This is a genomic window from Dissulfurimicrobium sp., from assembly GCF_049968175.1.
Taxonomy (GTDB): Bacteria; Desulfobacterota; Dissulfuribacteria; order Dissulfuribacterales; family Sh68; genus Dissulfurimicrobium; species Dissulfurimicrobium hydrothermale.
This window is the reverse complement of the sequence record NZ_JBMFRG010000029.1, coordinates 1-25246: the sequence shown is the minus strand read 5'-3', so window position 1 is coordinate 25246 and position 25246 is coordinate 1. Positions and strand designations below refer to the sequence as shown.

Here is a 25246-nt window from a genome sequence, read left to right as displayed (position 1 = left end):
ATCGCTGCTCTCAGGTCTTCCGTTAAAAACACTCCTGGATCAGGCCCTTGAGGTCAAATTCAAGCATAGGTCCAATCGTCTATCCCTCTGCACGATTATGAATGTAAAGTCAGGGCTGTGTACCGAAAACTGCGCATTTTGTGCCCAATCGGCAAGGTTCAAGACCGGCAGCCCTGTCTATGGACTTAAATCCACGGCCGAGATCGTCGAAGAGGCACAAAGGGCCAAGGCAGCTGGTTCAATGCGCTTCAGCCTCGTCGCAAGCGGACGCGGCCCCAATGATGAAGAGGTAGACCTCTATGCAGAACGGATATCGGCTATAAGGAGCAGAGTCGGAATAAATATCTGCGCCTCCCTTGGGATAATCGACAAATATAGCCTCATAAAACTGAAAGAGGCTGGGCTGAGCCGCTATCACCATAATATAGAGACATCAGCCAGGTTTTATCCCAATATAGTAACGACCCATAGCTTCAATGAACGGATCAACACAATCCTGGCTGCAAAGGAAGCTGGCCTTGAGGTCTGTACCGGCGGCATAATAGGCCTTGGCGAGGCCTCAGAAGACCGCATCGACATGGCCGCTACGCTCAAATATCTCAATGTGGATTCCGTACCCATAAACATCCTCGTGCCTATACCAGGCACTCCGCTTGCCTCAACCCCAGCTATCCCTATATATGAAATATTACGTACAATAGCCGTCTTCAGAATTGCACTGCCGGACAAGGCCATAAGGATAGCCGGAGGTCGCGAGACCGCGCTCAAGGACTTCCAGGTGCTTGCATTTCTTTCAGGGGCCGACGCCATGCTCGTAGGCGGATATTTGACCGTCAGAGGCAGAACGATTGAGGAAGATATGGCCTTTGTCAAAAATATCAAAGGGCTTTGGCGGCATTACATGGAATGGAATCCTAAACCTGATTGGCCTGATCTGTCTTTTTGAATACATATCTGTCTTTTGCCACGGACAATGCCTCACAGAGGATGGCCCCATTCCGTGGAATTATTACCAGCCTTTCCCCGGCCTTAACCTTTTCCGCATCCCTGACCACCTCATCGCCAAGACCTTTATAGACGATGCTGTAGCCCCTCGAAAGGATCGACAGCGGGCTCGCCGCCTCAAGACGCCCGACAACCCCTGAAAGCGCTGTCCTTTTCCGCTCAATATATAGACCGCCGGCCCTTACGCATCTTAAAGAGATGGCCTCCATCTGGACGCTTAAGACCCTGCAGCGTCTTTTGTATCCATTGAGCGCACCTTCAAGTCTTCCAAAAAGGTTATCATATCTTAACTGTCGCTCTCTCAGGGCATGCCTTGGGTCTTTAAGGCGATAGGCAAGCATCTGCACGCCCTTCTTTTCAAACCTTATCCTATTTAAAGCCGCGCGCAGAAGGTCTTGTCTCAGGCCCTCAAGCCGCCTTAACAATACATTCTGAGATGGAAATATCGCCTGGGCCGCGGCGGTAGGCGTCGCGGCCCTATAATCGGCAACAAGATCGGCAATAGTAAAATCTATCTCATGGCCGACCGCAGAGACAACAGGCACCGGTGCCCTAGATATCTCCCAGGCTAGGTCCTCGCTGTTAAAGGCCCACAGATCTTCTATTGAACCGCCGCCTCTGGTAAGGACTATAACATCGCCATCCCCTACAACCTTAGATATCATCCTTAAGGCCGCGATAATCTCCTCGCTCGCACCCTCGCCCTGCACCTTTACAGGACAAATAATAATTCTGGCGCCCTTGAACCTGCCCCTTGCCGTACGTATAAAGTCCTGTATGGCCGCTCCTGTCGGCGATGTAATGACAAATACCCTCTCAGGTATAAGCGGCAGAGGCCTCTTGCGCCCTTCTGAAAAGAGCCCCTCCTTCGCGAGCCTTGCCTTGACCGCCTCAAGGGCCAGCATCAAGGCCCCCTCCCCTTTCCTTTCAATGGATTCGAGCACGAGCTGAAGGTCTCCCCTGCCGGAATAGACGTTCAGCCTGGCAAGGCAAGTCACGTGCTGGCCGTCCTGGATGCCGGATGAGCTGGAAGCCGCCTGTGACCTGAACATCACGGCCCTGATCTGTGCATAGTTATCCTTCAATGTGAAATAAATATGCCCGGAGGAGGCCCTCTTAAAATTAGATACCTCACCCTCGATCCAGATATAATGGAAGGCCCCATCCAGCAGGTAATTTATCTCAGAAAGGAGCCTTGAGACCTGCCAGACCTGTCTTTCGGGCAGATTATGGCCCTGGCCGGCGGATTCGAGGGCCGAGAACGGGAACAATGACCTTAAAAGCTCTTCAGACATGGCGGATCTAACAGATTATCAGCTCCTGCGGGCTTGTGGTCAGGCGCTCTGCGCCGTTTTGCGTAATCAAATAGGTATCTTCTATGCCAACAATGCCTTCATCCGGAAATACAAGCTTCGGCTCAACGGCAACAACCATGCCTTCAGCCAAAGGCATCGGGTTCTTTCTTGAAAGAAACGGGTACTCATCGACCTCTACACCAAGGCCATGGCCGATAAAAATCACCTGATTTCGGCCAAATCCCATAAAATTCTGCGCATATCCAAGACCTTCCATCCGATTTATCGCCCAGTCATATATCGAGGAACAGCTTGCACCCGGGACAAGCCGCTCTTTGATCCCCTGATGAACCTCCAAGACCGCCTTATAGGCATCCAAAAGGCGCTCAGGCAGGCCTTTTATGCAAAAAAGCCTTGTCTGGTCACAGAGATAGCCGTTTGATGAACCACCAAAATCGATGCACACGGGCTCAAAGGTCCTGATTGTCCTTGTGCCTGCGCCCAGACCATAGGCAGGCGATGTCCCAAGGCCTCCGCCAGGCGTATTGGTCCATGATGGCATGGCCCCATCCGCGCCGGAGAGCACATGTCCCATACCGCACTCCTGATTCCATCCCCTCATGCGGAGGTAGCCGGGATGTCCTTGCAATCTGAGCCTGGTTTCAATCTGGCTGGATAGCTCCAGCTCGGTAAGGCCTTCACGCAGGGTTTCCTGGACGCAGGCCACGGCTTCGGCCACCTGGCCGCACGCCTCCCTGATCCGATCGATCTCCCAGCGGGACTTTACGGCACGGGTAAGACGCACTGCATGGGTTACATCAACAAATCTCGCACCTGGCCAGATATTTTTACTGTAGTAGAGGTATAAGGCCGCTGGAAGACAATCAAGCTCAAGCCCGACAACCGCGGCATCCAGAAGGCCCTTTTCCTTGAGCGCCTCATTCAGGCCGCTCATGCCAGAAAGCGGTCTTATATCTCTTAAAGCAGACTCCTTGATGGCCCTTTCAAAGACCCTCCAGACCAGAAAAAGCGGCTCACCATGAGCAGGTATGAACAGATGTCCATCCTGCACCGTACCGGTAAAGTAATAAAGATCGGCATTTTGGCGCAGCATGGCAAGCTCTATCCCCAGATCCCTCAAATGCCCTTGAAATCGCCTCGTACGCTCAAAAAGCTCGGCTTGCGGCGTCAGGGACCCCTGCAACAACACTGTTATCTCCTATCTTAAGACCCAATCTTTCCGCCACCTGAAGGACCGTCTCTGCATACGGCCGACTGTAGTTATATTTTAAAATAACTTGCACCGCATCATCATAATTAAGCCCAGGCGACCAGCCATAGCTTTTAAGATAATTGGCCATGCTTGCAATAGCGTCCGCCTTGGATAAGAGATCAATCCTGCCGTCTTTGTCCTCGTCAACCCCAAAAAGAATGGCGTTCGTCGGCATAAATTGGCATATCCCTATGGCACCGAATATGGAGCCCCTTATACTCAAAGGATCTATATTGTTTTGATAGGCATAATCCAAAAAGGCATGGAGCTCATGATACGCCCACTCCGACTTCTTTTGGATACTTGCCATTAGCATATCGTTTTCGCTGGACGAAAAGAGGGTATCCGGAAGCCATGGACGCACTTGTTTTAGATCGGAGGCCAGGGCCATGCTTGCAAGTACATTGAAGACAAGAGCGCCGCCTGGATTTCTCCCGAGATCAGTCTCAACAAGAAGTATAGCGACACATACCTCCTTTGGAACGCCATATTCCTGCTCGATCCTTGTCAATAATTGATAATTTGCATAAATAAATCTCTCAGCCCTGGCTATCCTGTCAGGACGCAGAAACTGGGCGTAATCAAGTTTTGCCTCACTGTGGGTCAGTTTTCTAGGCATTACTCTCGGGTCGAATCTAACCTCCGACCTGGCAAATAGGCGCCTCATCTTCGCCCCATCTTCACCGTCTTTTATAAGGCGTTCTATCAAAGGGGTCCAATTCACAGCCACCCTGTTTGCCTCTGAAGACGGATGAGGGAGACAGACAGCAAATAAGATAGCCACTGTTATAAAAAATAACGGCCTTGAATATCTACTAGCCAAGCCAGCCATCAGGGGGCCCTTTGACCTTGCGCAATTCCACAAATAGTACCTTTTTGGCAGGATTTTCCTGTCTTAAACAGGCCATCCATTTAGAGGATTGGGACTCAAAACGCTTGAGATCGGCCCTTGCAAGTATGGATTTCGGCATGAATTTTACGCTGAATGGGTCTTTAAACACACCTTTTACGGCAAGTCGATAATCAAGATGAGGGCCGGTGGCAAGACCGCTCATGCCAACATAGCCGATCACCTGCTTTTGCTTCACCCTCGCTCCAACCGCTATGCCCTTTGCAAACCTTGACAGATGCGCATACTGGGTCTCGATCCCGCCAGAGTGCCTTAGACGCACGGTTTTCCCAAAGCCGTTCTCCCACCCTGCGAATTCGACCTTGCCGTCCGCCGCCGCCATGACCGGAGTGCCTATGGGGGCTGCAAGGTCAACTCCCAGATGCGGACGCTCAGACCCCAGAATGGGGTGTAGCCTCTGATAGCTGAATCTGGATGTCACTTTAATCACAGGAAGGGGCGATCTCAGGAAGGCCGTACCTATCTCACGTCCGTTTGCATCGAAATAATGCCCTTCTTTGGCCCCTTTCCTCCTGAAATAATAGGCGTTTATATCTTTCAACACCCCGTCGTACCTGGCTGCCAGTATCCGGCCATACCCTATGAATCTGCCGTGTTTAAAATACTTTTCGACGATCAGGTCGAACCTGTCTTCCGGCATGGATTCGGTATTGAAATCTATCTGTGATGAAAAGATATTGGCAAAGGCCCGTGCCAGCTTCGGCTGCTCGCCGATATTCGAAAAACCGTCGAAAAGCGAATCACCTACGACACCGGACAACTTGACCACCTTGCGTTCAAGCGTCACATCTTCTTGATAGACCTTATATCCGCCGTCTTGATCGGGTTCGATGGCATACAGCTCAAAGGGCCCTCTCTCGTATGTACATCTTACAAGGTGCCCTGCATAATCTGTAGAGACGGAAAAGACGTCGCCGGGTTGCAATCTTTTAAAATTTATAAGTCTAGAGAGCTTCTTTGTCACGTCCGCGGCCAACTCGTCCCCGATATCTCTTTTTTGAAAAATCTTGTCTATCAAGGCCTGGAAGCTGTCCCCTTGTTCCAGCGTCATAGATGTCGTCTCAAGCCTTTTACCTTCGGCAGAGGGGCCATGGTATTGGATCCTTGACGATTGCGCACCAAAAATAAAGGACGGTCTAGCTGCTGATCCTGGTGCATCCGGATACCCGGCCGATTGTAAAAGAGGACCATAAGGATCTGTTTGCATAAAGGTAATAAAATGCGACTGCGGCCTGACCCTTTCTTTTTTATAGACTACTCTGTAGACAATTGGTGCGGAAAATCCAAAAACAATCAGGGAAAAGATCGATATGAATCTCAGATGAGGCCTGATCATGACACAGCATCCTCCCATTTTGAGATAAATCTGCCGTCGTTCTTCCGGCAGTTGCTATGCAAGGGCAAAAAACTGGCGATTATCCGACAACAAAGGTCGATTATTTCTTACCATACAAACCGGTTCAGGACAACCTTCCAATCTTAACCCAGATCTGCCTTGACCTTGGACCGTCAAACTCACAGAAAAATATCCTTTGCCATCGCCCTAAATAAAGGTCGCCATCCTCAACAATAACTGTTGCACCTGAACCAACGAGCGAGGCCTTTATATGGGCGTGAGAATTGCCCTCAAGGTGTCGATAATCAAAACCCCGCGGGACGATCTTCTCCAACATATTAATGATATCCATCTTGACCGCCGGATCTGCACCTTCATTTATAGTAATCCCCGCCGTTGTATGCGGTGAATAGATAAAGACCATGCCGTCGTTTACGCCTTTTTTCTTGATAACGCGGTGTATTTGATCTGTAATATCCACCAAATCGGTATGAACTTTTGTCTCAATTGGTATAATTTCCATGTTCATATCCCCCTATATCCATAATTTTTATTATAATTATGCCTTATCATAGGCAAAATCCTGCACCATCAGCCTGCTCGGTCCAGACAGGATGAGCATACCGCTGAACAGGATTCCTGCTGCCGAGAAGAAATATATTAGATCTACCAAACCATGGATGGATATCTACACAAAGGCTTTGCTTGAATCCCCCTGGAGGCATTACTTTGAAACACAATCTACCTTGTCCTTTCCCGATGATAGCAATCCTTGGCCCGACGGCAATAGGAAAGACGGGCATAGCCCTGCGCCTTGCTGCGGAAATCAAGGGTGAAATAATAAATTTTGATTCCATTCAGGTCTATAAAGGCCTTGATATAGGGTCAGCAAAACCGACAAAGGATGAAATGGCAACCATACCGCATCATCTCATCGACATACTTGAACCCGACGAACCGTTCGATGCGGCCATGTTTGCCGCAAGGGCACAGATGACCATACGCTCTATAAAGCTTAAAGGGAAGATTGCTATCCTTACAGGGGGCACTAACCTCTATCTAAGGGCGCTCATTGAGGGCCTTGCGCCTTGTCAGGGCGAAGACCGCGCCTTGAGGACAAGGCTCAAGCGGATCCTGATGGAATCAGGACGAGAGAAATTGTACAGATTTCTCGCCACCATAGACCCCAAAACAGCTGCCCGTCTACATCCCAACGACAGCTTCAGGGTGATACGGGCTATAGAAATTTACATCCTAACCGGTCAGCCGCTTTCTATGTGGCATGAAATACACCGAAATAACACAAAAATTAGGCCTTACTGTATCAAGATAGGCCTCATACGCCCTATAGATGAACTCTATACAAAGATAGACAGACGAGTTGATAAAATGATCAATGCCGGCCTTGTCGATGAAGTAAGGCGACTCCTGGCAATGGGCTTCGATCCTAGGCTCAAGCCCTTGCAGTCGCTTGGCTATCGGCATATTATCCGGTTTCTTGCAGGCGAGGTCAGCTTTGCCGATACTATAAGGCAACTTAAGATGGATCACAGGCGTTACGCTAGGCGCCAGCTTATCTGGCTCCGCAAGGAACCAGGGGTGAAGTGGTTTCACCCAGACGATCTCGTAAGGCGGGGAAAGATATGGCCCGCAATCTCAGGGGGTTAGGCAATTGAACATACCAAATCTTTTCACTTTGATACGGATCGTCCTGATCCCCATTTTGATCATATTTCTAATAAACGGGAGATTTTTTGAGGCGCTGATCGTATTCAGCCTGGCAGGAGTGACTGATGCCCTTGATGGACTTATAGCGAGGATGCTCAGACAAAAGACAAAGATCGGGGCGATCCTCGATCCGATAGCTGATAAACTGCTTTTGACATCATCTTATGTAACGCTGGCGGTTGTCGGAAGGCTGCCAAACTGGCTCGCCATCGTAATAATAAGCAGGGATATCATAATAGTAGCAGGCGTCCTGATCCTATTCCTGCTTCAAGAAGACGTAGAGATAAAACCTACAGTCCTCGGAAAGCTCACTACGCTTTCACAGCTTGGGACTATATTCATAGTCCTTCTAGGCCAACAGATTGGGGTATTTGCGCCTCTTGTCCGAGTTTCAGGTCTCCTGACGGCAGCGCTTACGGTCTCGTCAGGGGCACACTATATGTTTTTAGGGATAAGCCTCTTGGGAAAGCTAGATACTGGAATGCACAGGCACTAATCAAGTTAAGAAGACATGCTGCGCCAAAGGTCTTCGATCCCTCGTGCCTTTGCCTTGACCGACTTCTTTATCTCATCAAAAGCGTCGTCGCATATAGCCAGACGTCCCAACACCATCGGATCAATCTCTTTTTCAGGCTTATTTACTACTGTCGCGCCCATGTAGTGCACCAAATAATCGGCCAGCGCTATCCTTACCAGATAATCAGGCGGATCAAGCTCGAGAAATGGATCATGATGCCTCAGGGCGACTATCTGAAACGGCTCGGGGAGCCCCCATCTTTCAGCCAGTCTGGCACCCCAAAGCTGGTGATCGACCCCCCATAGCCATTCAGCCTCCTGCCTAGTGGTGCCTTCCTCCTCCGCGAGCCTAATCATGACCATCGGTGCCTGCGCCATAAGTACCAGCCATCCGATATCGTGTAACAGCCCGAGTGTATAAAGATCGGCCTCTTCCCCGCCATCAGGCGCAAGGTCTTGTGCTATGACAGCGGTAGCGATAAGGTGCCTCCAGAGGGCCTCGGCGTAAAGGCGAACCTCGGGGGCTACGGTCAAGAAACGCTCTGACATGACGACCCCAAATGTGATTCTTACTATCTCTTTGAAACCGAGAAGCGATATCGCGTGTTTTATGGATGTAACCTCTACCCCTATGGAATAAAATGCATTATTTACAACCTTGAGCACCCTGATCGCCATGGTGGGGTCTCGGCTTATAATATCGGCCAGATCAGATATCTTTTTTTTGTCATCGCTTGCAACCGCAAGTAGTTTATGGACAACTGAAGGAAGGGTTGGTAGGTCTTCTCCCGCCCAGTCTATGGTCAAAATCTGTCTGCAAGACCTTGCCATCAACAAGTCCGCCTTCAAGCAATTCAAAAAACCCATGCCTGGCCTATCCATTCAATTGCCCAACCAACCGGATAGAGGCTGTGGACAGGATATCCATATTAAAAGGAGTCCAACCGGAACAGCAGCACAGAGGTTTTTTATTTCTATCACAAAATGAACATGAATCTCATAATTTTTATACTATTTCATCTAACAAATGGCAACGGATTTATTTATTGCATGCCTTTATTGCAGCCTCTTATCCAATAAAAATGCATCCCGACAGAAAGATCATAATCCTTTTCAGTTTTATAGTTTTAAAACAGCCACTTAAGCCCTGCCCAAAATGTCCTTGCCGGCATCGGATAGTTAGGACGTAAACGTAGTTCCTATCAAAATAGACAGCACCTCAAAAAATGACAGGTTGTATGCCCCCATAAATATGGAAAACATACCTGCAAGGATCGGGGACAAAAGCACTATCCATACCACCGGCCTTTTACTGCGCAATTTTATCTATCTCCCCATAGGAAACCCCGAAGACATTCCTGTAAAAGCGGTCAACCACACCATCGAAATCTACGTCCTTGAAATATTCCGGATAGGTCTTCATGGCCATCCAGAGGGCGATGGGCGCAAGCCTCGGAGACCATGTCGACCATTCAGGGGCCTTATAGACCCTGCCGTCTTTTACCGCCTTTATACACCTCCACTGGGGATTATTAAGGATGTCCAGGGCCTTATATGGCGCATATCCCCAGATGAAGATTACATCAGGATTCCAGGCGATTATCTTCTCCATGGATACATCGGCGCTCCCGCCCCAGCCTTGTGTAATAGATGATGCGGGATTTACCGCACGGATCTCCTTGAGCACGTCGGCCAGGAGGCTGCCCTTACATGCAACGCTTGTCGGTCTCCCTCCGTAGTAAACCCAGAGGACCCTTCTTATCTTGTCGGCAGGTATCCTGGACACCCTTTTCTGAATGAGCCTGAAGATCCCTTCCATCTCGTTGATGGTCTTCTCTGCCTCTCTTCCCCTCCCAAACAGCCTTCCAAAAAGATCTATCACACCATAGAATTCATGAAGGGTCTTCGGGTTTATCTCTATGACCCTCAATCCGTTTTGCTCCATGAATCTTACCGTCTCATGGGAGTATGACCATGTAATGACAATATCGGGCCTGAGTCTAAGGAGCGCCTCTATGTTCACATCAGCCATGCCGCTGGCTACAGGTACGACATTGTCCTTCCAGTCCGGCTTTGCGGCCTTGAGCAGATTATCATGGGCATATGTATAAGTGCTGACGCCGACGACCTTGTCCCAGATATTCAGAGCAGGGATCAAATCACTGGGACCTACGAGGATTACGGCTCGTTTCACAGGGACCTGTATCTTGACAGCCCTGCCTAGATAGTCCTGACAGGTTATTTCCGCAGCCCACGATATGGACGCCGAATATATCAAGGCCAGAGGCAACAGAGACATGATCAACCGCACCCCTGCGCGTCCGCCGACAGCAATGACACTTTTCCACAGCCGCCATTGCGGGGGGCGCCTATGCCCAGCCATGCCCTGATCATGGAGTTATGCAAGGGTCTCATCGGCGCATCTCAAAACAGCCACCTTGCCCCGACGGCTATAGTCCTGCCAGGCATGGGATAGCTCAGGACATATTGATACGCCCTGTCAAAGAGGTTTTCCACAGACGCCGTAAGTTCAAGGTGTTTTATAGGTCTATAGGAGCCTTTTATACTGACGACGGTAAAGCCACCCTTGTTTACCACGACCTTTCCATACGATGGCGGGCTCCAGTCCTGCACCTTTTCACCCCCTGTGTAATTTGCAATGAGCCTGGCGTCCCACCTCTCCTGACCGGCCTTCACGCCGAACGCCCCGGTCCATCTGGGGGTATAGAGAAGCGTTTTTCCGTATTTGCCGATCTCAAGCTCGTCCTTGCTCGAATATCTTGTGAGGTAGGTGATATTGGCAAACGGCTCAATGGATAGATTTAACCCGGCCGCCAGCCCCGCATCATAAGAGATATTGGCCTCAATGCCCTGGATGGCCGCCCCGTCAACGTTTTTAAAGGTCTGGGCCTTGAGCGCACCGTCGTAATAGCTCAATATCTTGTCTTTAAAGTCCGTATGAAAGAATGTGAGACCACTCTTAAAAAGACCTTTTGAATACCCAAGCCCTGCGTCATATGTCGTGCTCTTCTCAGGTCTTAGACCCGGATTCCCGATATAATGCGTCCCCCAATCTGATACATAGTCTGTCGCCAGCTCGTCAGGCGCAGGCGCACGGAAGGCAGTGCCAATGCTTCCCTTGAGCTCGAAGCTATCTGTGACTTTATATACCAGCCCACCCCTTTCCGTCACATGGTCCAAGGTTTCCTCCCTTGGATTAAGGCCCTTTATACCTGCTGTTGAAAGTATCTTGTCCTCGAAATAGTCATAACGAAGCCCTGCACTCAGCAAAAGTTTTTTATTGAGCAGACTGAGCCTGCCTTCTGTAAATGCGCCATAGCTGTCATATCTTGAATTCGGGCTATAAGGCGCACCTATGTTTCTCGAACTATCAACCTCTATCCTGTCCCATTGGCCGCCTGTGACAAGCCTGAAGTCACCGCCAAGATCGAATGTCTTTTGAAGATTAGCCCCCTGCGTATATGTATCTATCGATGTGATATTTGAGTTGCCGGGGCCGAAATTCATGCCCCCATGCCATTCGCCCTTTTCGGTTACGTGATAATAGCCTGCGTCGATCGTTTTTGTCTTGTATTCCACATCAACGCCGTCCCTTTCCTTCCTGTCAAAATTATCAGGATCAGGGGCATATCTCGGCCCTGGAGAGCCTATGGCCCATCCCCTCCAGTGCTGAAGGCCCATGGATATGTGATGGCCGTCGAGAAACTTGTAACCCAGACGTAGCGACGCCGTCTCGTCGTTATAAGCCGTATTCCTAATCCTGCCGTAGTTCCTGGTATCATAGTCATCCTCTGACGAACGGCTGCCGGAGAAATAAAAATCAAAGGGCCCCTTCTTTCCGCTCAGCTCCGCCTCTGGTCTCCAGTAGTCGTATGAGCCGGCCTCGCCGCCAATGGAGCCGTGGACGCCCTCTTTTCTCCCTTCTTTTGTTATGACGTTGATGACACCACCCATTGCAGAAGAGCCGTAGAGGACAGATGCAGGGCCTTTTACTATCTCAATCCTTTCGATATCGTCAACAGGTATCTCTGCAAGATTTACCGTGCCTGCATAATGGCCATTGATAAGGACAAGCACCCTGCTTTTCAGCTCACTCATAAGATCTGTTGTCAGGCCTCTCAATTCAATTCTGCCTGTAAGTGCGCCTGGATATTTGTGGACATGGCCGATCCCAGCCTCTGCAATGAGGTCTCCGGCATCCCTGGCGGTAGAATTCTTTATGTCTTCCTGGGTGATTACCTGGACAGATGCAGGGACGTCTTTTTCAGGCTCCGCAATCTTTGTTGCAGTTACGACGACCTCGCCCAATGGCATGGCCGCTTCATCTGCAGACGCAGAAGCGGCAAAAAGGATAAGAACCAAGGAAAAAATAAGATTTATTGCTGAAAATAGCGTATTTTTCATCTCTTCCTCCCTCGAGAAGTCTGTTGTTGAGTTTTCATGGTCTGGATAGGTCTTCCGGCTTAAGGGCAACGTCAATTTCCTACTCGCCCGCCTTCCCATCATGGTGTTACCCAGGACAGTGGCTTTAAATCGGGCTTTCGTTCCCTTTTACGGCTGCGGGGCAGCGGGAGAATCACACTCCTCTTCCCTGGCATCCAAACTATAGTATTTTTAGAAATTCCTTATCGATTTAAAAAACATGCGGTAATCGCCTGCAATCACCCCCCTTCAAAACCGTATACAACTGGTCAAAAACCAAAAACTCCTACCTTTTTCATCTGTACCATCTCAACAAGGCAGTCGGCTCTCAGTCCTTCAATAGTATGATAATCAGCACCAAGCTGTGACGCTATCTGAAGGGCCAGATCGGTCTTGATGAACCCACTCTTGTCTTCTGTATCCACAACGATGTAATCTGTCGAGCTCAATTCACTGAGGAGTTGGGCCATCTTTCTGACCTCTTCACCTATCGGGGCCCCTGAAATACCCTGGTTGGCCCTACCGTCTGTTATGAGCACGCCGATAGCCCTCATTTCAGGCGATTTGACCGTTGCCCGTTTGATAAGTCTGTAGGCCTCCAAAAGCCCCGCCGCCAAAGGGGTCTTGCCGCCGACAGGGATTTCCCTCAGTCTCCTTGAGGCGTTTTCAACGCTTGATGTAGGCGGCAGTATGACCTCGGCCCTGTCTTTTCTAAAGACTATCATGGAGACCCTGTCTCTTTTCTGATAACAGTCCATGAGCAGGGACTGGACAGCCCCTTTGGTCTCCACCATCCTTCTCCTGGCGCCCATTGAGCCCGACCCGTCCACAACAAAGACTACGAGGTGACCCATCTTTTTCTCCCTCTGCTTGAATCTCAGGTCATCGTCGCGAATCAGGATCACCTCTGTCCTGCCCCTTGCCTTTTGATGAGGGGCCGCGGCCCGGAGCGTTGCATCGATGGCTATATCATCCTTCTTTCTCTGGACGCTCTTTACATACCTGCCGCTCTTGTCCCTTGACCCTGTCTTTGTCCTTCTGCCGGATACAGACCGGTTTACCCGGTCCTTTCTGAGTATTATCCTTTTTGTCTTAAACAGCCCGCCGGTCTCAAAGACCTCTTCTTTGGGGTTTGATTCCATCTGTTGGCGGCCGCCGTCATCCGGCCCGTCCATTCCGGCCTGATCGGGGCGGGACCCATCAGGCTCACGGTGTTTACCGCTCGATTGAGACCCATGCTGTTTCTCCTGCCCGTCAGACCCTGTCTGTTCCCCGTGTTCCTGACGCCCCTCCTGTTGTTCCGTCTGCTGCTCCATCTGCTGCTGTTGCTGTTGCTGGGATACCCTTTTCCTGTGCGCAAGCACAAGAGGGGCGACGGCGTCCACGTCATCCCTCGTCACTTCTTTGCGGCCGCAATAGGCGGCATGGGCCCGTGCGGCATACATGAGATATATGTCGCCCCTCGATCCGGGGATATTGTTTTCAATGCACAATTGCGCGATATAATCCCTTGTCTCAGCCGGGATGACCGTATCTTTCAGAACAGAACGACAGGAACGGATCTTATCCCTCAGGCATCGGTCCTCCCTGCTCAAAGACCGGCCAAAGACATCGGGCGCCGCCTTTTTAATAACCTCTATCCTCTGCGGCCCTTCTTTTAACCCTTCCCACAAGACCATCATACCGAAACGGTCGAGCAGATGGGGCGAAAGCACCCCTTCCTCCTGGTTCATGCTTGCAACCAGGATAAACCGTGAGGGATGTCTCAATGCAATCCCTTCCCGCTCAACGATGTTTTCTCCGCGGCCCATGGCCTCGAGGACAAGCGAGGCTATATCGGGTGAGAGCAGATTGACGTCATCAATATAGACAACGCCACCATCGGCGCGGCCCAGGACACCAGGCTGAAAGACCCTCCTGCCTGTCTTTATCGTATCTTCAATATTTACGCCCCCCATAAGGGCGTCTTCCGTGATATTGAGCGGGAGGTCTATAAAAGGGAAGGCTTCAGGCAGTATCTCTTTAAAAAGCCTTGAGAGCGTTGACTTGCCGCTCCCCTTTTCACCAGCGAACAAAACACCCCCACAATTAGGATCTATGGCATTTAAGATCAACGCAAGTTTCGCATCGTCATGCCCGACAAAGTCACTGAATGTCATGCCCGCAGAACCCCGGTAAGCGCTGTCTCAAGCCTTTCCATACCTACCCCCATCTCTTCAAATGGAAGCCTCTTCATTCTGTGGCTCAGGGCGAGCTGGGCCACATCCCTGATGTCATCATCGCTTATGGACACCCTGCCCCTGAAGGCGGCCAGGGCCATTGCCGCCTTCATCATCACGATATCGGCCCTGTGGCCATCGAGCTCAAGCGAGGTGGTGACGCCTACGATTCTTTCAAGTGCAGCATCAGGAGGTATGATACGGCCGAGCCTCCCCTTTGCCGCCATGATCCCCTTTGAAAGCCCATCCTGTTCGGGCTGCCAAACAGCTGCAAATGCCTCTGGATCGGCATCAAAGGCGGCCCTTCGTCTGAGTATCTCTACCCTCTTCGCCTTGTCCTGGATCGATCCAACCTGCACGCACAGGCCGAACCTGTCCAGGAGCTGCGGCCTTAGGTCACCTTCCTCAGGGTTCATCGTTCCTACAAGAATAAACCTTGCAGGATGCGTAAAGGACACCCCCTCCCTTTCGACCGTATTTACCCCCATGGCCGCCGAGTCCAGCAACAGATCCACAATATGGTCTTCAAGGAGATTCACCTCATCGACGTATAAGAAATTCCTGTTTGCAGCGGCAAGTATCCCGGGCTCAAATCTCTTTTCGCCTTTTTTGATGGCGTGTTCGATATCGAGCGTGCCTATCAGCCTGTCTTCCGTGATACCGAGCGGGAGCTCGACGACCTCCATCTTCTTTCTTTCACGTTCAAGACTGCCTTCGCTCTCCAATATCTCCCTGCACCCGCTGCAAAGAAGACCGTCCGGATCGCAGTTAAAAGGACACCCTTTCACCACATCGATCTCAGGGAGGAGTTCGGCAAGCGCCCTCACTGCCGTGCTTTTGGCGGTCCCCTTCTCGCCCATTATCAACAACCCGCCTATCGATGGGTTTATCACGTTCAATATCAATCCGGTCTTCATCTCATCCTGGCCGACTATCGCAGTAAACGGGAATATCATTTAAGGACCTCCTCCATCTTTTTCTTCCATGCCTCCACCTCTTCCTTAGTGACAATATCTATGCCGCCTCCCTGAAAATCGCCCTTAATATCACCCATCCGTTCCTCGATCCACCCCTCTATCTCCACATACAACTGGGTCAGGGCCTCCTTGACATCTGGCGCAGGGTCCCACAGGCCCCGCTGAGCCACCTCCATCAGTCTCCTTGCCATCTCCTCCAGCGCCCATGGATTGTTCTCTTCAAAGAATCTTCTGTTCTCCTCATCCATCATGAAGGTGCGGGCTATCTCATCGAATATCCAGTCATCCACCTCTTGAGTGGTCGCCTCCCATCCATAGACCCTCCCCACCCTTTGCGAGATATCGCCAGCGCCCTTGTATCCATGCCTCTTCATCCCCTCAATCCACTTCGGATTGAGCAGTTTGCTCCTGACCACCCTTCTTATCTCGTCCGCCAGGTCGCGCACCTCGACGTGTTCCGGCTCCCTCGTATCGCCGTAATAGGTCTTGACCTCCTTGCCGGAGATGGTCCTTGCCGCTGCGGTCATCCCCCCGTGGGTCCCGAAATAGCAGCAGCAGCCGAAGAGGTCGTATTCGTCCGTTACGACCTTGTTGTAGGTGACGTCAACGGTCTTGAGATTTTCGGCCAATTGTCTGTGTCTTTCAGCGCCGAATATCCCTTTGCCGTAGGCATAACCGTTCCAATAGACAAACACATCGGAGAGGTCCTTTTCTTCCTTCCAGGCGGATGCATATACGGCAAGATTGACGCCGGCCTGATAGGTGCCTGGCTTTGAGGCGAATATACGAAGCGTTGCGTCGCGCCACACGTCTTTAGATGATCGGTCATCATCCCCGATCCGGGCCAGCGTATGTCTTCTTACATGGTTCATATCAAGCGGCTCATCCAATGAGGCGACCGCCTGTACGGCCTCGTCCAGGAGTTCCATGCAATTTGGAAAGTTGTCCCTCGTTATGCCTGAGACACGAATTGTCAGGTCTATCCTCGGCCTGCCCAACTCGGCAAGCGGGATTATCTCAAACCCCTTTACCCTTCCGTTGGAAAGCCATACAGGTCTCACCCCGAGGAGATACATCATCTGGGACATCCCCTCGCCATCCGCCCACATGATGTCGCTGCACATCCAGAAGATAGCGATATTTTCAGGATACCTGCCTTCTTCGCTCAGATGTTTTTCAATTACGGCATCCGCCAGCCTCCGCCCAACTTCCCACGCGGCCTTTGTCGGGATTTTATAAGGATCTAGAGAATAGAAATTTCTCCCGGTCGGCAGGATGTCGTCCCTGCCGCGTGTGATGAGCCCGGATGGCCCGGCAGGGACATATCCTGCCTCAAAGCCATGCAGCAGGGCATCTATCTCCCTTGATTCCTCGATTCTCCTGTTTAGATCGAGTATCCTTTTCTTGATCTTTATCCATGGGTAAGTATCCCACTTGACATTTACGCCTTTGGCAATATCCAGCAATGCATCTCCATCCGCGTTGAACATCTTCACCCCTCCATATTTATTACCTCTTCGATCAGTCTTTTCCCTATGCGGTCTATCTCCTCCAAAAGCTCACCATGCCCCTTTTTTCTGACGGGATGGACGCCGCCCGGGTTGGAGAGTAATTCGCTCAAATCCAACCCCATCATCTTCGCAATCTCACGCCTCAATGAAACATCTTCACCGGCGTCATATCTCAAGATCGAATAGATAAAACCTGCCCTCCTTTCTCCTTCAGGCAATTCTCCGAATACATGCATACCGTCCTGAATCTGGGTGTTTCTTGTCCTCGACAATGCGCCGTGGGCCTCCCTGACTATTTCGTCAAAGGGCAAGGCGTGAAGTCCTTCGTCGTCCAATTCACAAAGCCCCACCCTTTTGACCCTTCCCGTCCCTTTATCGACGGTAGAGACCTTTATCTCCTTATCCAGGTTCGTCTTCTTTATTGCATCCATTATGAGATGCTCAAGGGCATGGACCCTGGCCTTATCCAGACCCTTCACCTGTTCGTATTCGCCCAGAAATCGTCCCAGCTCCTCCAGTTCCTCATACACCCCCCCTTGTGTCATCACCGTCTGCATGTGGTCAACAAGGGTCGCATAACTACGACGTTTTGCAATTGTGCCCTCTGGCGGGTTGTCGGCATTGTAGATATAGAGATGAGGGATATGACCTATAGCTATATCGGGGTAGCAGTCTCCTGAAAGGGCCGTGCCTTTGCCCGGCAGGAACTCAAGATTCCCATGGGTTCCGACATGAACGATCGCATCCGCCTTGAAGTCATACTCAAGATAACGATATGTCGCCATGTATTGGTGAGGCGGGGGGACATCAGGGTCATGGAGTATCTTGCACACCCTGCCGTCACACCTGGCGCCTGCGCAACCACGCTTTGGCTGTACGCATACCACTGCATTCCCATAATCAACCCCTGTCACAAGGATCTTTCCATCATGGACCATGGCGGCAGGAATCCCATCTTTTTCTACCCCAGGAGGATCGCCCCAGGCCTCGCACACCCTCTTTCTTACGGTTTCAGACAGGGCATTGAACCACTCCTCGTATTCCTCCTTCGTCACCATCTTCAATACGCCACCCTTTTCTACGATTTCATCAGTTGTTGTCCACCTGAATTCTGATATCGCCTTTCGATTCATTATGGTATCAATGAGTTCCTTGCCGTCCTTTGGCGGAACAACATCATAACCCGCCGCCTTCATTTTATTTATTATCCTTGCGACAGACTCCAGGGTATCGAGATGAGCGCCCGCCCCGACAGTTGCCTCGACTGATGCGCATGGATTATTATGGAGCATAAAGGCTATCTTACGCCTACCTACAGGCCTTCTTTTCAATCTTATCCAGTTTGCCACCCGTCTTGCCAATTTTCCCATTCTTTCTTCAAAGGCAATGCGTTTATCGCCTCCTTTTTCTTTGAGCCCGCCTATAATTATCGGCTCTATCCTGCCCTCGAACTCCGGCATCGCAATAGACCAGCCGATGCTGCTTCCATCCGTGCCCTGGGGGTCACTCCACCACTCCTCCATTGTCTTATAATAGGATGTGACCGGCATAAACACAGGGACATCGAGCCTTTTAAGTATATCCACGCCTTCCAGGGCAACCTTTCCGCCTTCCATGGAGGCTCGGCTTGAACCAATAAGAAACATCTGAAGATTGATGAGGGCATCTATTCTTGGTTTCCCATCTTTGAGGAGGTATTCGCAGACGACCTCTCCGCTTCCCTTTGTCCCAAGGCCATCGTCCCTTACAGAATATGAAAAGACAGGGATGACGACCAATCCAAGGGACTCGACCTTTCTTATCAAGGTATCCTCGATTCCAAGGTTTTTGTTGACCCAGTGAAAACGTGAAAAGAGGAGGCCGACAGCGCCTTCTGTCTTGGGAAAATCGGGTTTTCTTTTGTATAAACCATACCATTTCAGGTAATTTTCGATATTGTCAAAGATATCCGGCGCATCGGGATGATACAGCCCTTCCCACGGGATCGGCTTTGGCGGCTCTACATCAATATCCACTCCACAGACTGCGTTAGCGATATAGCAGAGCATTTGAATAAAATTTTCCTCTCCGTTATAGGTTATATAGGTATGAACCCTGGCCACAATATCCGGTTTTACATTAGACATGGCCCAGTACGACGGGTCATGACCGACGCATATTATCGGTACGGATTTTCCTATCTCATTCAGGCTCTTTTCTATAACATCCCATATGGATTCTGTTGAACGATAAAGCAGGATTACATCTGCCTCCTCAGCCTCTTTAAGTACAACGCCTATATCTTCATGCCCTTCATCAAGATATCTTGATGAATAAACCCCTACATCTATAATCCCTTCCAAGGCCTTGCCCGCCCTTTTAAGTGTGCCGCAATGCGAATGCCACATGATAGATAATATCTTTTTCATTGCCTGGCTCCTGATTGTCCATGTTTTGTCTAGCTTAATCTATACACAATAGGTATTATCAATTCCGCCTTGACAGGGGGCTTCGGAAACGGTGCCGTCTTCTCTATTGTCTTTATCGCATTTGCATCAAGGACGCCGAAGCCTGATGACTTTACGACCTTTATATCTCCCACCTGTCCATCATCCAAAACAGTAAAAGAGACCACGACCCTGCCCGACCACCCCATCTTTCTTGCAAGCATGGGATAGGAGAGGTTTCGCATTATCATATCCCTGATGTATGCGAAATGTTCACTTATGTATCTCTGTCTCTGCTCATCTCTGACCGACAGACTATGACCCCCAGATTGATCGCTACTTTGACCACTGATCTGGCCGGGTTTATACGCGTCATCTGGCGCCGGCTGATCAGAGGCATCACCATCTGCCTCCGTCGGCATTTCTTTAGCGGCCTCATGGACAGGAGCCGTCTCTTTGTTCGCAATGACCTCTTCTTCAATAATATGCGCGGGCCGCTGGATCGGCCTTCCAGCCACCGCCCTTACTGCGGCCTTTGCTGTGGATCGATGCACAATATATTTTGCCACCCCTGTTTCTTTTCTAACATCCGCCTTCAAATGCCTGAGAGCCGCCTTCTCTTCAACGCCCTTCATGTCGTCGGCAATACTGAAGTCAATGACTATCGGCGGCCTCTTGTTCCATCTGATGGAATGGGAAAGGCCGAAGACCAGCGACAACAAGACCACATGAAGCAAAAATGATATCTGAAATCCCCTGGCGGCGTGATTCATGGCCTGTTCGCATCAGTGGTCTGAAGGCTCAGTCTCTTGAACCCGAGACCCTTTATCCTATCCAGGACATCTACAAACCTCTGAAGCACTATGGACCTATCAGCCCTTATCAGGATTGCGGTATCTCTATCAAGGCCCTTCATTGAACCAGTCATCCCGTCAAGGGACACAGGCCTTGAATCCAGATAAATATTGCCACCCCTGTCTATCTCTATAGTCCTGGTCTTCAACATCTCAGCGCTGTTCTTCGATGACACCCTCGGAAGCTCGACAGGGATTGCGCCGGAGGCTATAAACGCCGAGGTGGTCAGAACTATGGTGAGGAGCACGAGCATGACATCGACAAGGGGTATGACATTCATGTAATCAAAACCCTTTTCTTCCATCTTCGCCTCCTTGGTCTCTCTTTGACCTGTCGATCTCCCACTGCATCATAACCACCTTCGCCCTTCTCAAGAGGAGGTTGTAAAGGGCTGTAGACGGTATAGCCACAAGGAGCCCGGCTGCGGTTGCCTTGAGTGCAAGGGCAAGACCGATCATTGTCTTACCTGTGTCCATAAATCCCTCTGTCCCCATTGTATAAAATGTCAGCATGATCCCCAGAACCGTCCCCAGGAGCCCTATATAAGGGGCATTGCTCCCTATAGTGGCTATAATATGTAGCCGCTCCGTTAGGACAAGCTCCAGCTCCCTTTTGTCAGCATAGCGCCCTGCATCTATATTCTTATAGAGAAGATACCGCTCGATGGCTATTCCGACTGAAACGAAACTTAAAAGGATCAAAAGACCTATCACGCCGTAGTCAACGGCGACCTTAAACAATTCCAATACAGTTCTCCATGCCCACTAATTCTTAATGCAGCGTCTTCCCATCGGCTGCCGGCCCGATGGGCACAAGGTGCCTGAAGCCACTGCAATCTACCTCTTCCGTCTCAACTCCATAGACCAGATTCATATTTTCCTTGCTCATGACGGAACCAGGAGGCCCTTTTGATACAAGGCGTCCGTTGTGCAGCATGACCACCTGATCCGAAAACCTGTAGGCAAGATTCAGGTCATGCAGCACGATTAAAATACCTATCTGTCTTTGTGACGCCGCTGCCATCAAAGACTCCATGACCTCAAACTGGCGTCTTAAATCAAGATTGCTTGCCGGTTCATCAAGGAGCATATAGTCCGCCTCCTGGACAAGGACCCTGGCAAAGAGCACCCTCTGCCTCTCGCAGCCGCTCAGTTCATTAAAATCCCTGTTCGGATCCATGTTGAACGCATCAAGCACTGCGATCGTCTTGTCCACATCTTCTTCAGTGGGTTGCCATGCCGTTGAATATGATCTTCTGCCCATGATGACTACATCAAAGACCGTCATGTGGGGCCTTGGGAAATGGCCTTCTTGCGGCATGTATGAAAGGCGCTGCGAGCGTCTCGTCACCCCCATCAAGAAGGCGTCTTCGCCGTCTATGGTCACCGAGCCCTCTGTTGCTATAAATATCCTGAGGATACACCTTAAGAGCGTACTCTTTCCTGCACCGTTAGGCCCTATGACAGAGACTATCTCTCCACGGTTTATGCTAAACGAGATGTCTTTAAGTATCTCACGGCCTTTATGTCTGAAACCTAATCCATTCACAGCCAGCATGGCCAATAGCCCCCTGTCTTTTTAATGAAGAGATAGAGCAGACGGAATAATTATTTTCATACCATTATGATGCAGCACAAAGACATCAATTCCATAGAGCAGCCTTAAGCTCTCTTCAGATATAACCTGACTTGGCTTGCCATGAGATATCACAGAACCATTATTGATCATTACAACCCTATCAGAAAAAAAGGCCGCAAGGTTAGGATCATGTATAGTCATGAGCGTAATCAAACCTTTTCGCATTACCATGTCTCTCACCTTTTTCAAGACGAGCAATTGATTTCTGAAGTCAAGGTGAGAAGTCGGCTCATCCAGCAGCAGGACAGGCGTATCCTGTGCAATAGCCCTCGCCATCAGGACGAGCTGCCTTTCGCCCCCGCTCAGCATGGTGTATCGACGGTCTCTAAGCCCTGCTATGCCGACCTCTTCTATCGCCTCTTCAGCCTTCATATAGTCCTTTCCTGATGGCATGGAAAAGGCCTTGACATGGGCGGTCCTTCCCATCAAAACCACATCAAAGACCGAGTAAGGAAACGGTGGCTCATGGTCCTGAGGGACACAGGAAAGGAGTTTTGCCCTCTTCTTTGGAGCCAGAGTGGTTATATCCTGATTTTCAAGATAGATTGCGCCTGATTTCGGCTTGAGTTGCCCTGATATGCACCTGAAAAGCGTGGTCTTACCTGATCCATTGGGCCCGAGTATCGCCGTAACCTCCCCGGGCATCGCCTTGAATCCGACCCTTTTCAAGACACCGTGGCAGTCCGTCGTCTGTCCATTAGTTCTGGCGGATTGATAACCGGCGCTGATATCTTTGATCTCCAGCATATCATCAGCCCTTAAAAAGGCCCTTTTCGCCCCTTCTCATGAGATACATAAAAAACGGCGCCCCGGAGATCGCCGTGATTATACCAACGGGTATCTCAAGGTTTGACATGCCCCTTGAGATGGTATCCGCAAGGATCATGAATGCGGCGCCCCCTGCAATGCTCAATGGAAGAAGCATCTTGTGATCAGGGCCGCTCATCATCCTTATTAGATGCGGGACCATAAGCCCCACCCAACCTATGATCCCGCTTACCGATACGGCGATGCTTACTGCAAGGGATGTCGAACCGATAAGCATCATCCGCTCCATTCTTACATTTACCCCTAGCGCCCTTGCCTCATCGTCTCCCATGCTGATGGCGTTCAGTCTCCAGCGCATGAAAAAGACCGGGGACATCCCGATGACAACACCCAGAAAGGCGATCCTTACAGAGCGCCAGTCAGAGAGAGAAAAGCTCCCCATCAGCCAGAAGACTATGCTTTGCAGCCTGTTCGGATCGACCATGAACTTGACTATAGATAGCATGGCAGTAAAAAAAGATGACACCACCACGCCTGAGAGGACGAGAGACAGCCTCAATATCTCGCCCTGGGCGCTTGCCATAAGGAAGGTCAGGGCAACCGCCAGCATCCCGAAGAAAAAGGCGCTGACCTGAACAGGTATCCATGGCAGAAAACCGATGGAGACCGCGCAACCAAAGGCGGCCCCTGCTGAGATGCCAAGTAGATACGGGTCCACCAGGGGGTTCCTGAATATCCCCTGAAGCGCGGCCCCTGAGCCGGAAAGGGCGACGCCCACAAGCCCTGCAAGGAGTATCCGCGGAAGCCTTATGTCGAATATGATGGCGGCCTCAGGACGGCTTACCTGGGTCGCGCCTTTGAAAATCCCGTTGAACAGGATCGACAGCACCTCAAAAAATGACAGGTTGTATGCCCCCATAAATATGGAAAACATACCTGCAAGGATCGGGGACAAAAGCACTATCCATACCACCGGCCTTTTACTGCGCAATTTTATCTATCTCCCCATAGGAAACCCCGAAGACATTCCTGTAAAAGCGGTCAACCACACCATCGAAATCTACGTCCTTGAAATATTCCGGATAGGTCTTCATGGCCATCCAGAGGGCGATGGGCGCAAGCCTCGGAGACCATGTCGACCATTCAGGGGCCCTGTAAACCCTGTTTTCACGCACCGCCTTTACCGACGCCCACTGAGAGCCCTTTGTAACCGTCTCGATCGGATAGCCTGCATTACCCCATATAAATATCACATCAGGACTCCATGTAATAATCCTTTCAAGCGAGACATCCCTATTCCTCTCCTGTATATCGCCGGCAGGATTTATGCAGCCTATCATCTTAAAGATATCGTTAGTTACGCCTATGCCGCATGCAACCGTAGTGGGCTTGCCGCCAAGCCACAGGCACCTCTTTCTCTTTTCCTCAGGAATAGTTGCAACCCGCTGTCTGATGAGCCTGAATATCTCCTCCATCTTATTAATGACGAACTCCGTGCGTTTCTCTCTGTTGAACAGCCTTCCGTGAAGCCTCATCACCTCATAGAGCTCTTCGATACCCTCTGGATAGACGCCGATGACCTTAAGGCCCTTTTGTTCCATAAATCTCATGATCTCAGGCCTGTATGTCCATGTGATTATGAGATCAGGCTTAAGGGCAAGTATCGCCTCTATGTTGACATTATCCCCTGTGCCGACTGACGGTATGGTTTTTTCGGCATCCGGCATTGTCGCCTTGAATAGATCGTCATGAGAATAGGCCCATCTGTTTATCCCTGCCACATCATCCCAGATATCAAGCGCCGGTATGAGATCATATGTGATAAGAATGACAGCCCTCTTTACCGGCGCATCAACGGTAACCACCCTGCCAAGTTTATCTTTGTATGTGACAGTATAAGCCAATACATGACTGATATCCATCAAAGATAATATAACTATCAGGCCTGTAATGACTGTCTGTTTCTTCATGGCCTAAAATTTTATCTCCAGCTCGCCGAACCACTGTCTTCCAGGCGTCTTGTAGTATGAGTAATAATCTCTATCAAATAAATTATCGATTGAAAAAGACAACTTTGAATAATTCGTCAAATTATAGGATATCTTTGTATCAACCACAAAATATGGGTCATAAGATGTATAAACCCCGTTTAATCTGTCTCTGTTTTCATCATCGCCGTATCTCTTGCCGACATATCTTCCGATAACAGATGTCATAATCCTTCCTTCTGTATATTCACAGCCCAGGTTAAACATCTTTTCCGGCACATCCATCATCTTCTTACCCTCTGTTGATGGTTTTGCTGCATTTTCTTTTATCTTCGCATCTGTATATGTAAAATTTGCG

General features: G+C 50.2%; 21 protein-coding genes, 1 pseudogene and 1 riboswitch. Of the genes and pseudogenes, 3 read left to right on the top strand and 19 right to left on the bottom strand.

Going from position 1 to position 25246, the window contains the following annotated elements; translation table 11 throughout:
- On the top strand, positions 1–946 hold a 946-nt coding region (gene bioB / locus ACP5SG_RS05315; protein WP_428122655.1), incomplete at its 5' end, for a biotin synthase BioB.
- Here bioB and xseA read toward each other — a convergent pair.
- From xseA to ACP5SG_RS05290, 5 genes are all read right to left on the bottom strand, one after another.
- Positions 915–2300, bottom strand: coding sequence for an exodeoxyribonuclease VII large subunit (gene xseA / locus ACP5SG_RS05310; RefSeq protein WP_428122651.1), 1386 nt, complete (start codon positions 2298–2300; stop codon positions 915–917). The genes bioB and xseA overlap by 32 nt on opposite strands.
- 7 nt (positions 2301–2307) lie before the next feature.
- Positions 2308–3510: a M24 family metallopeptidase gene (locus tag ACP5SG_RS05305; RefSeq protein ID WP_237888333.1), complete on the bottom strand. Its 1203-nt coding sequence runs from the start codon at positions 3508–3510 to the stop codon at positions 2308–2310.
- Complete coding sequence (locus ACP5SG_RS05300; protein ID WP_424661636.1) at positions 3467–4405, bottom strand: lytic murein transglycosylase; 939 nt, start codon at positions 4403–4405, stop codon at positions 3467–3469. Before ACP5SG_RS05300 ends, ACP5SG_RS05305 begins: the two co-directional genes overlap by 44 nt.
- Complete coding sequence (locus ACP5SG_RS05295) at positions 4389–5534, bottom strand: M23 family metallopeptidase (protein WP_424661637.1); 1146 nt, start codon at positions 5532–5534, stop codon at positions 4389–4391. The genes ACP5SG_RS05300 and ACP5SG_RS05295 overlap by 17 nt, the downstream gene beginning before the upstream one ends.
- A gap of 409 nt (positions 5535–5943) precedes the next feature.
- Complete coding sequence (locus ACP5SG_RS05290; protein ID WP_237888336.1) at positions 5944–6342, bottom strand: secondary thiamine-phosphate synthase enzyme YjbQ; 399 nt, start codon at positions 6340–6342, stop codon at positions 5944–5946.
- A 236-nt stretch (positions 6343–6578) separates the two neighbouring features.
- On the opposite strand from ACP5SG_RS05290, the gene miaA reads away from it, so the two are divergent.
- Positions 6579–7487: a tRNA (adenosine(37)-N6)-dimethylallyltransferase MiaA gene (gene miaA / locus ACP5SG_RS05285; RefSeq protein ID WP_428122639.1), complete on the top strand. Its 909-nt coding sequence runs from the start codon at positions 6579–6581 to the stop codon at positions 7485–7487.
- Positions 7488–7491: 4 nt separating this feature from the next.
- Positions 7492–8043: a CDP-diacylglycerol--glycerol-3-phosphate 3-phosphatidyltransferase gene (gene pgsA / locus ACP5SG_RS05280; protein WP_237888338.1), complete on the top strand. Its 552-nt coding sequence runs from the start codon at positions 7492–7494 to the stop codon at positions 8041–8043.
- Between the two features lie 5 nt (positions 8044–8048).
- Here pgsA and ACP5SG_RS05275 read toward each other — a convergent pair whose 3' ends face one another.
- The 14 genes and pseudogenes from ACP5SG_RS05275 to ACP5SG_RS05210 all read right to left on the bottom strand — a co-directional run.
- Positions 8049–8894, bottom strand: coding sequence for an HDOD domain-containing protein (locus ACP5SG_RS05275; protein ID WP_237888339.1), 846 nt, complete (start codon positions 8892–8894; stop codon positions 8049–8051).
- Positions 8895–9372: 478 nt separating this feature from the next.
- Positions 9373–10362, bottom strand: coding sequence for an ABC transporter substrate-binding protein (locus tag ACP5SG_RS05270; protein ID WP_237888340.1), 990 nt, complete (start codon positions 10360–10362; stop codon positions 9373–9375).
- 125 nt (positions 10363–10487) lie between these two features.
- Positions 10488–12488, bottom strand: coding sequence for a TonB-dependent receptor plug domain-containing protein (locus ACP5SG_RS05265; protein ID WP_237888341.1), 2001 nt, complete (start codon positions 12486–12488; stop codon positions 10488–10490).
- A gap of 27 nt (positions 12489–12515) precedes the next feature.
- A riboswitch (cobalamin riboswitch) is annotated at positions 12516–12701 on the bottom strand.
- A gap of 74 nt (positions 12702–12775) precedes the next feature.
- Positions 12776–14665: a VWA domain-containing protein gene (locus ACP5SG_RS05260; protein WP_424661640.1), complete on the bottom strand. Its 1890-nt coding sequence runs from the start codon at positions 14663–14665 to the stop codon at positions 12776–12778.
- The gene (locus ACP5SG_RS05255) at positions 14662–15681 is read right to left on the bottom strand and encodes an ATP-binding protein (protein WP_237888343.1); all 1020 of its coding nucleotides are present in this window, start codon (positions 15679–15681) and stop codon (positions 14662–14664) included. Before ACP5SG_RS05255 ends, ACP5SG_RS05260 begins: the two co-directional genes overlap by 4 nt.
- A pseudogene (gene cobN, locus ACP5SG_RS05250) lies at positions 15678–19621 on the bottom strand (cobaltochelatase subunit CobN). The gene ACP5SG_RS05255 and the pseudogene cobN overlap by 4 nt, the downstream one beginning before the upstream one ends.
- Positions 19622–19650: 29 nt before the next feature.
- Positions 19651–20412, bottom strand: a complete 762-nt coding sequence (locus ACP5SG_RS05245; RefSeq protein WP_237888344.1) for a TonB family protein — start codon at positions 20410–20412, stop codon at positions 19651–19653.
- Positions 20409–20798 (bottom strand): ExbD/TolR family protein, encoded by a 390-nt coding sequence (locus tag ACP5SG_RS05240; RefSeq protein WP_237888345.1) that lies wholly within the window; start codon positions 20796–20798, stop codon positions 20409–20411. Before ACP5SG_RS05240 ends, ACP5SG_RS05245 begins: the two co-directional genes overlap by 4 nt.
- Positions 20779–21240, bottom strand: coding sequence for a TonB-system energizer ExbB (exbB, locus tag ACP5SG_RS05235; RefSeq protein ID WP_237888346.1), 462 nt, complete (start codon positions 21238–21240; stop codon positions 20779–20781). Before exbB ends, ACP5SG_RS05240 begins: the two co-directional genes overlap by 20 nt.
- Positions 21241–21265: 25 nt before the next feature.
- Positions 21266–22051: an ABC transporter ATP-binding protein gene (locus ACP5SG_RS05230; RefSeq protein ID WP_428122626.1), complete on the bottom strand. Its 786-nt coding sequence runs from the start codon at positions 22049–22051 to the stop codon at positions 21266–21268.
- Positions 22052–22072: 21 nt separating this feature from the next.
- Positions 22073–22879 (bottom strand): ABC transporter ATP-binding protein, encoded by an 807-nt coding sequence (locus ACP5SG_RS05225; protein ID WP_237888348.1) that lies wholly within the window; start codon positions 22877–22879, stop codon positions 22073–22075.
- Between the two features lie 4 nt (positions 22880–22883).
- A complete protein-coding gene (locus ACP5SG_RS05220; protein ID WP_424661675.1) occupies positions 22884–23891 on the bottom strand; it encodes a FecCD family ABC transporter permease in 1008 nt (335 codons plus the stop codon).
- Positions 23881–24870: an ABC transporter substrate-binding protein gene (locus ACP5SG_RS05215; RefSeq protein WP_428122621.1), complete on the bottom strand. Its 990-nt coding sequence runs from the start codon at positions 24868–24870 to the stop codon at positions 23881–23883. Before ACP5SG_RS05215 ends, ACP5SG_RS05220 begins: the two co-directional genes overlap by 11 nt.
- A 3-nt stretch (positions 24871–24873) precedes the next feature.
- Positions 24874–25246 (bottom strand): TonB-dependent receptor domain-containing protein (locus ACP5SG_RS05210; protein ID WP_428122618.1); only part of this gene is annotated, 373 nt, incomplete at its 5' end.

Bases quoted from the DNA above. Each gene is read 5' to 3' on its own strand.
- ACP5SG_RS05245 (WP_237888344.1), bottom strand. From the start codon at position 20,412: ATGAATCACGCCGCCAGGGGATTTCAGATATCATTTTTGCTTCATGTG.
- xseA (WP_428122651.1), bottom strand. From the start codon at position 2,300: ATGTCTGAAGAGCTTTTAAGGTCATTGTTCCCGTTCTCGGCCCTCGAA.
- miaA (WP_428122639.1), top strand. From the start codon at position 6,579: ATGATAGCAATCCTTGGCCCGACGGCAATAGGAAAGACGGGCATAGCC.
- ACP5SG_RS05290 (WP_237888336.1), bottom strand. From the start codon at position 6,342: ATGGAAATTATACCAATTGAGACAAAAGTTCATACCGATTTGGTGGAT.
- ACP5SG_RS05275 (WP_237888339.1), bottom strand. From the start codon at position 8,894: ATGGCAAGGTCTTGCAGACAGATTTTGACCATAGACTGGGCGGGAGAA.
- ACP5SG_RS05230 (WP_428122626.1), bottom strand. From the start codon at position 22,051: ATGCTGGCTGTGAATGGATTAGGTTTCAGACATAAAGGCCGTGAGATA.
- ACP5SG_RS05255 (WP_237888343.1), bottom strand. From the start codon at position 15,681: ATGATATTCCCGTTTACTGCGATAGTCGGCCAGGATGAGATGAAGACC.
- ACP5SG_RS05260 (WP_424661640.1), bottom strand. From the start codon at position 14,665: ATGACATTCAGTGACTTTGTCGGGCATGACGATGCGAAACTTGCGTTG.
- ACP5SG_RS05215 (WP_428122621.1), bottom strand. From the start codon at position 24,870: ATGAAGAAACAGACAGTCATTACAGGCCTGATAGTTATATTATCTTTG.
- ACP5SG_RS05270 (WP_237888340.1), bottom strand. From the start codon at position 10,362: ATGTCTCTGTTGCCTCTGGCCTTGATATATTCGGCGTCCATATCGTGG.
- ACP5SG_RS05240 (WP_237888345.1), bottom strand. From the start codon at position 20,798: ATGGAAGAAAAGGGTTTTGATTACATGAATGTCATACCCCTTGTCGAT.
- ACP5SG_RS05225 (WP_237888348.1), bottom strand. From the start codon at position 22,879: ATGCTGGAGATCAAAGATATCAGCGCCGGTTATCAATCCGCCAGAACT.
- ACP5SG_RS05300 (WP_424661636.1), bottom strand. From the start codon at position 4,405: ATGGCTGGCTTGGCTAGTAGATATTCAAGGCCGTTATTTTTTATAACA.
- ACP5SG_RS05295 (WP_424661637.1), bottom strand. From the start codon at position 5,534: ATGACGCTGGAACAAGGGGACAGCTTCCAGGCCTTGATAGACAAGATT.
- ACP5SG_RS05265 (WP_237888341.1), bottom strand. From the start codon at position 12,488: ATGAAAAATACGCTATTTTCAGCAATAAATCTTATTTTTTCCTTGGTT.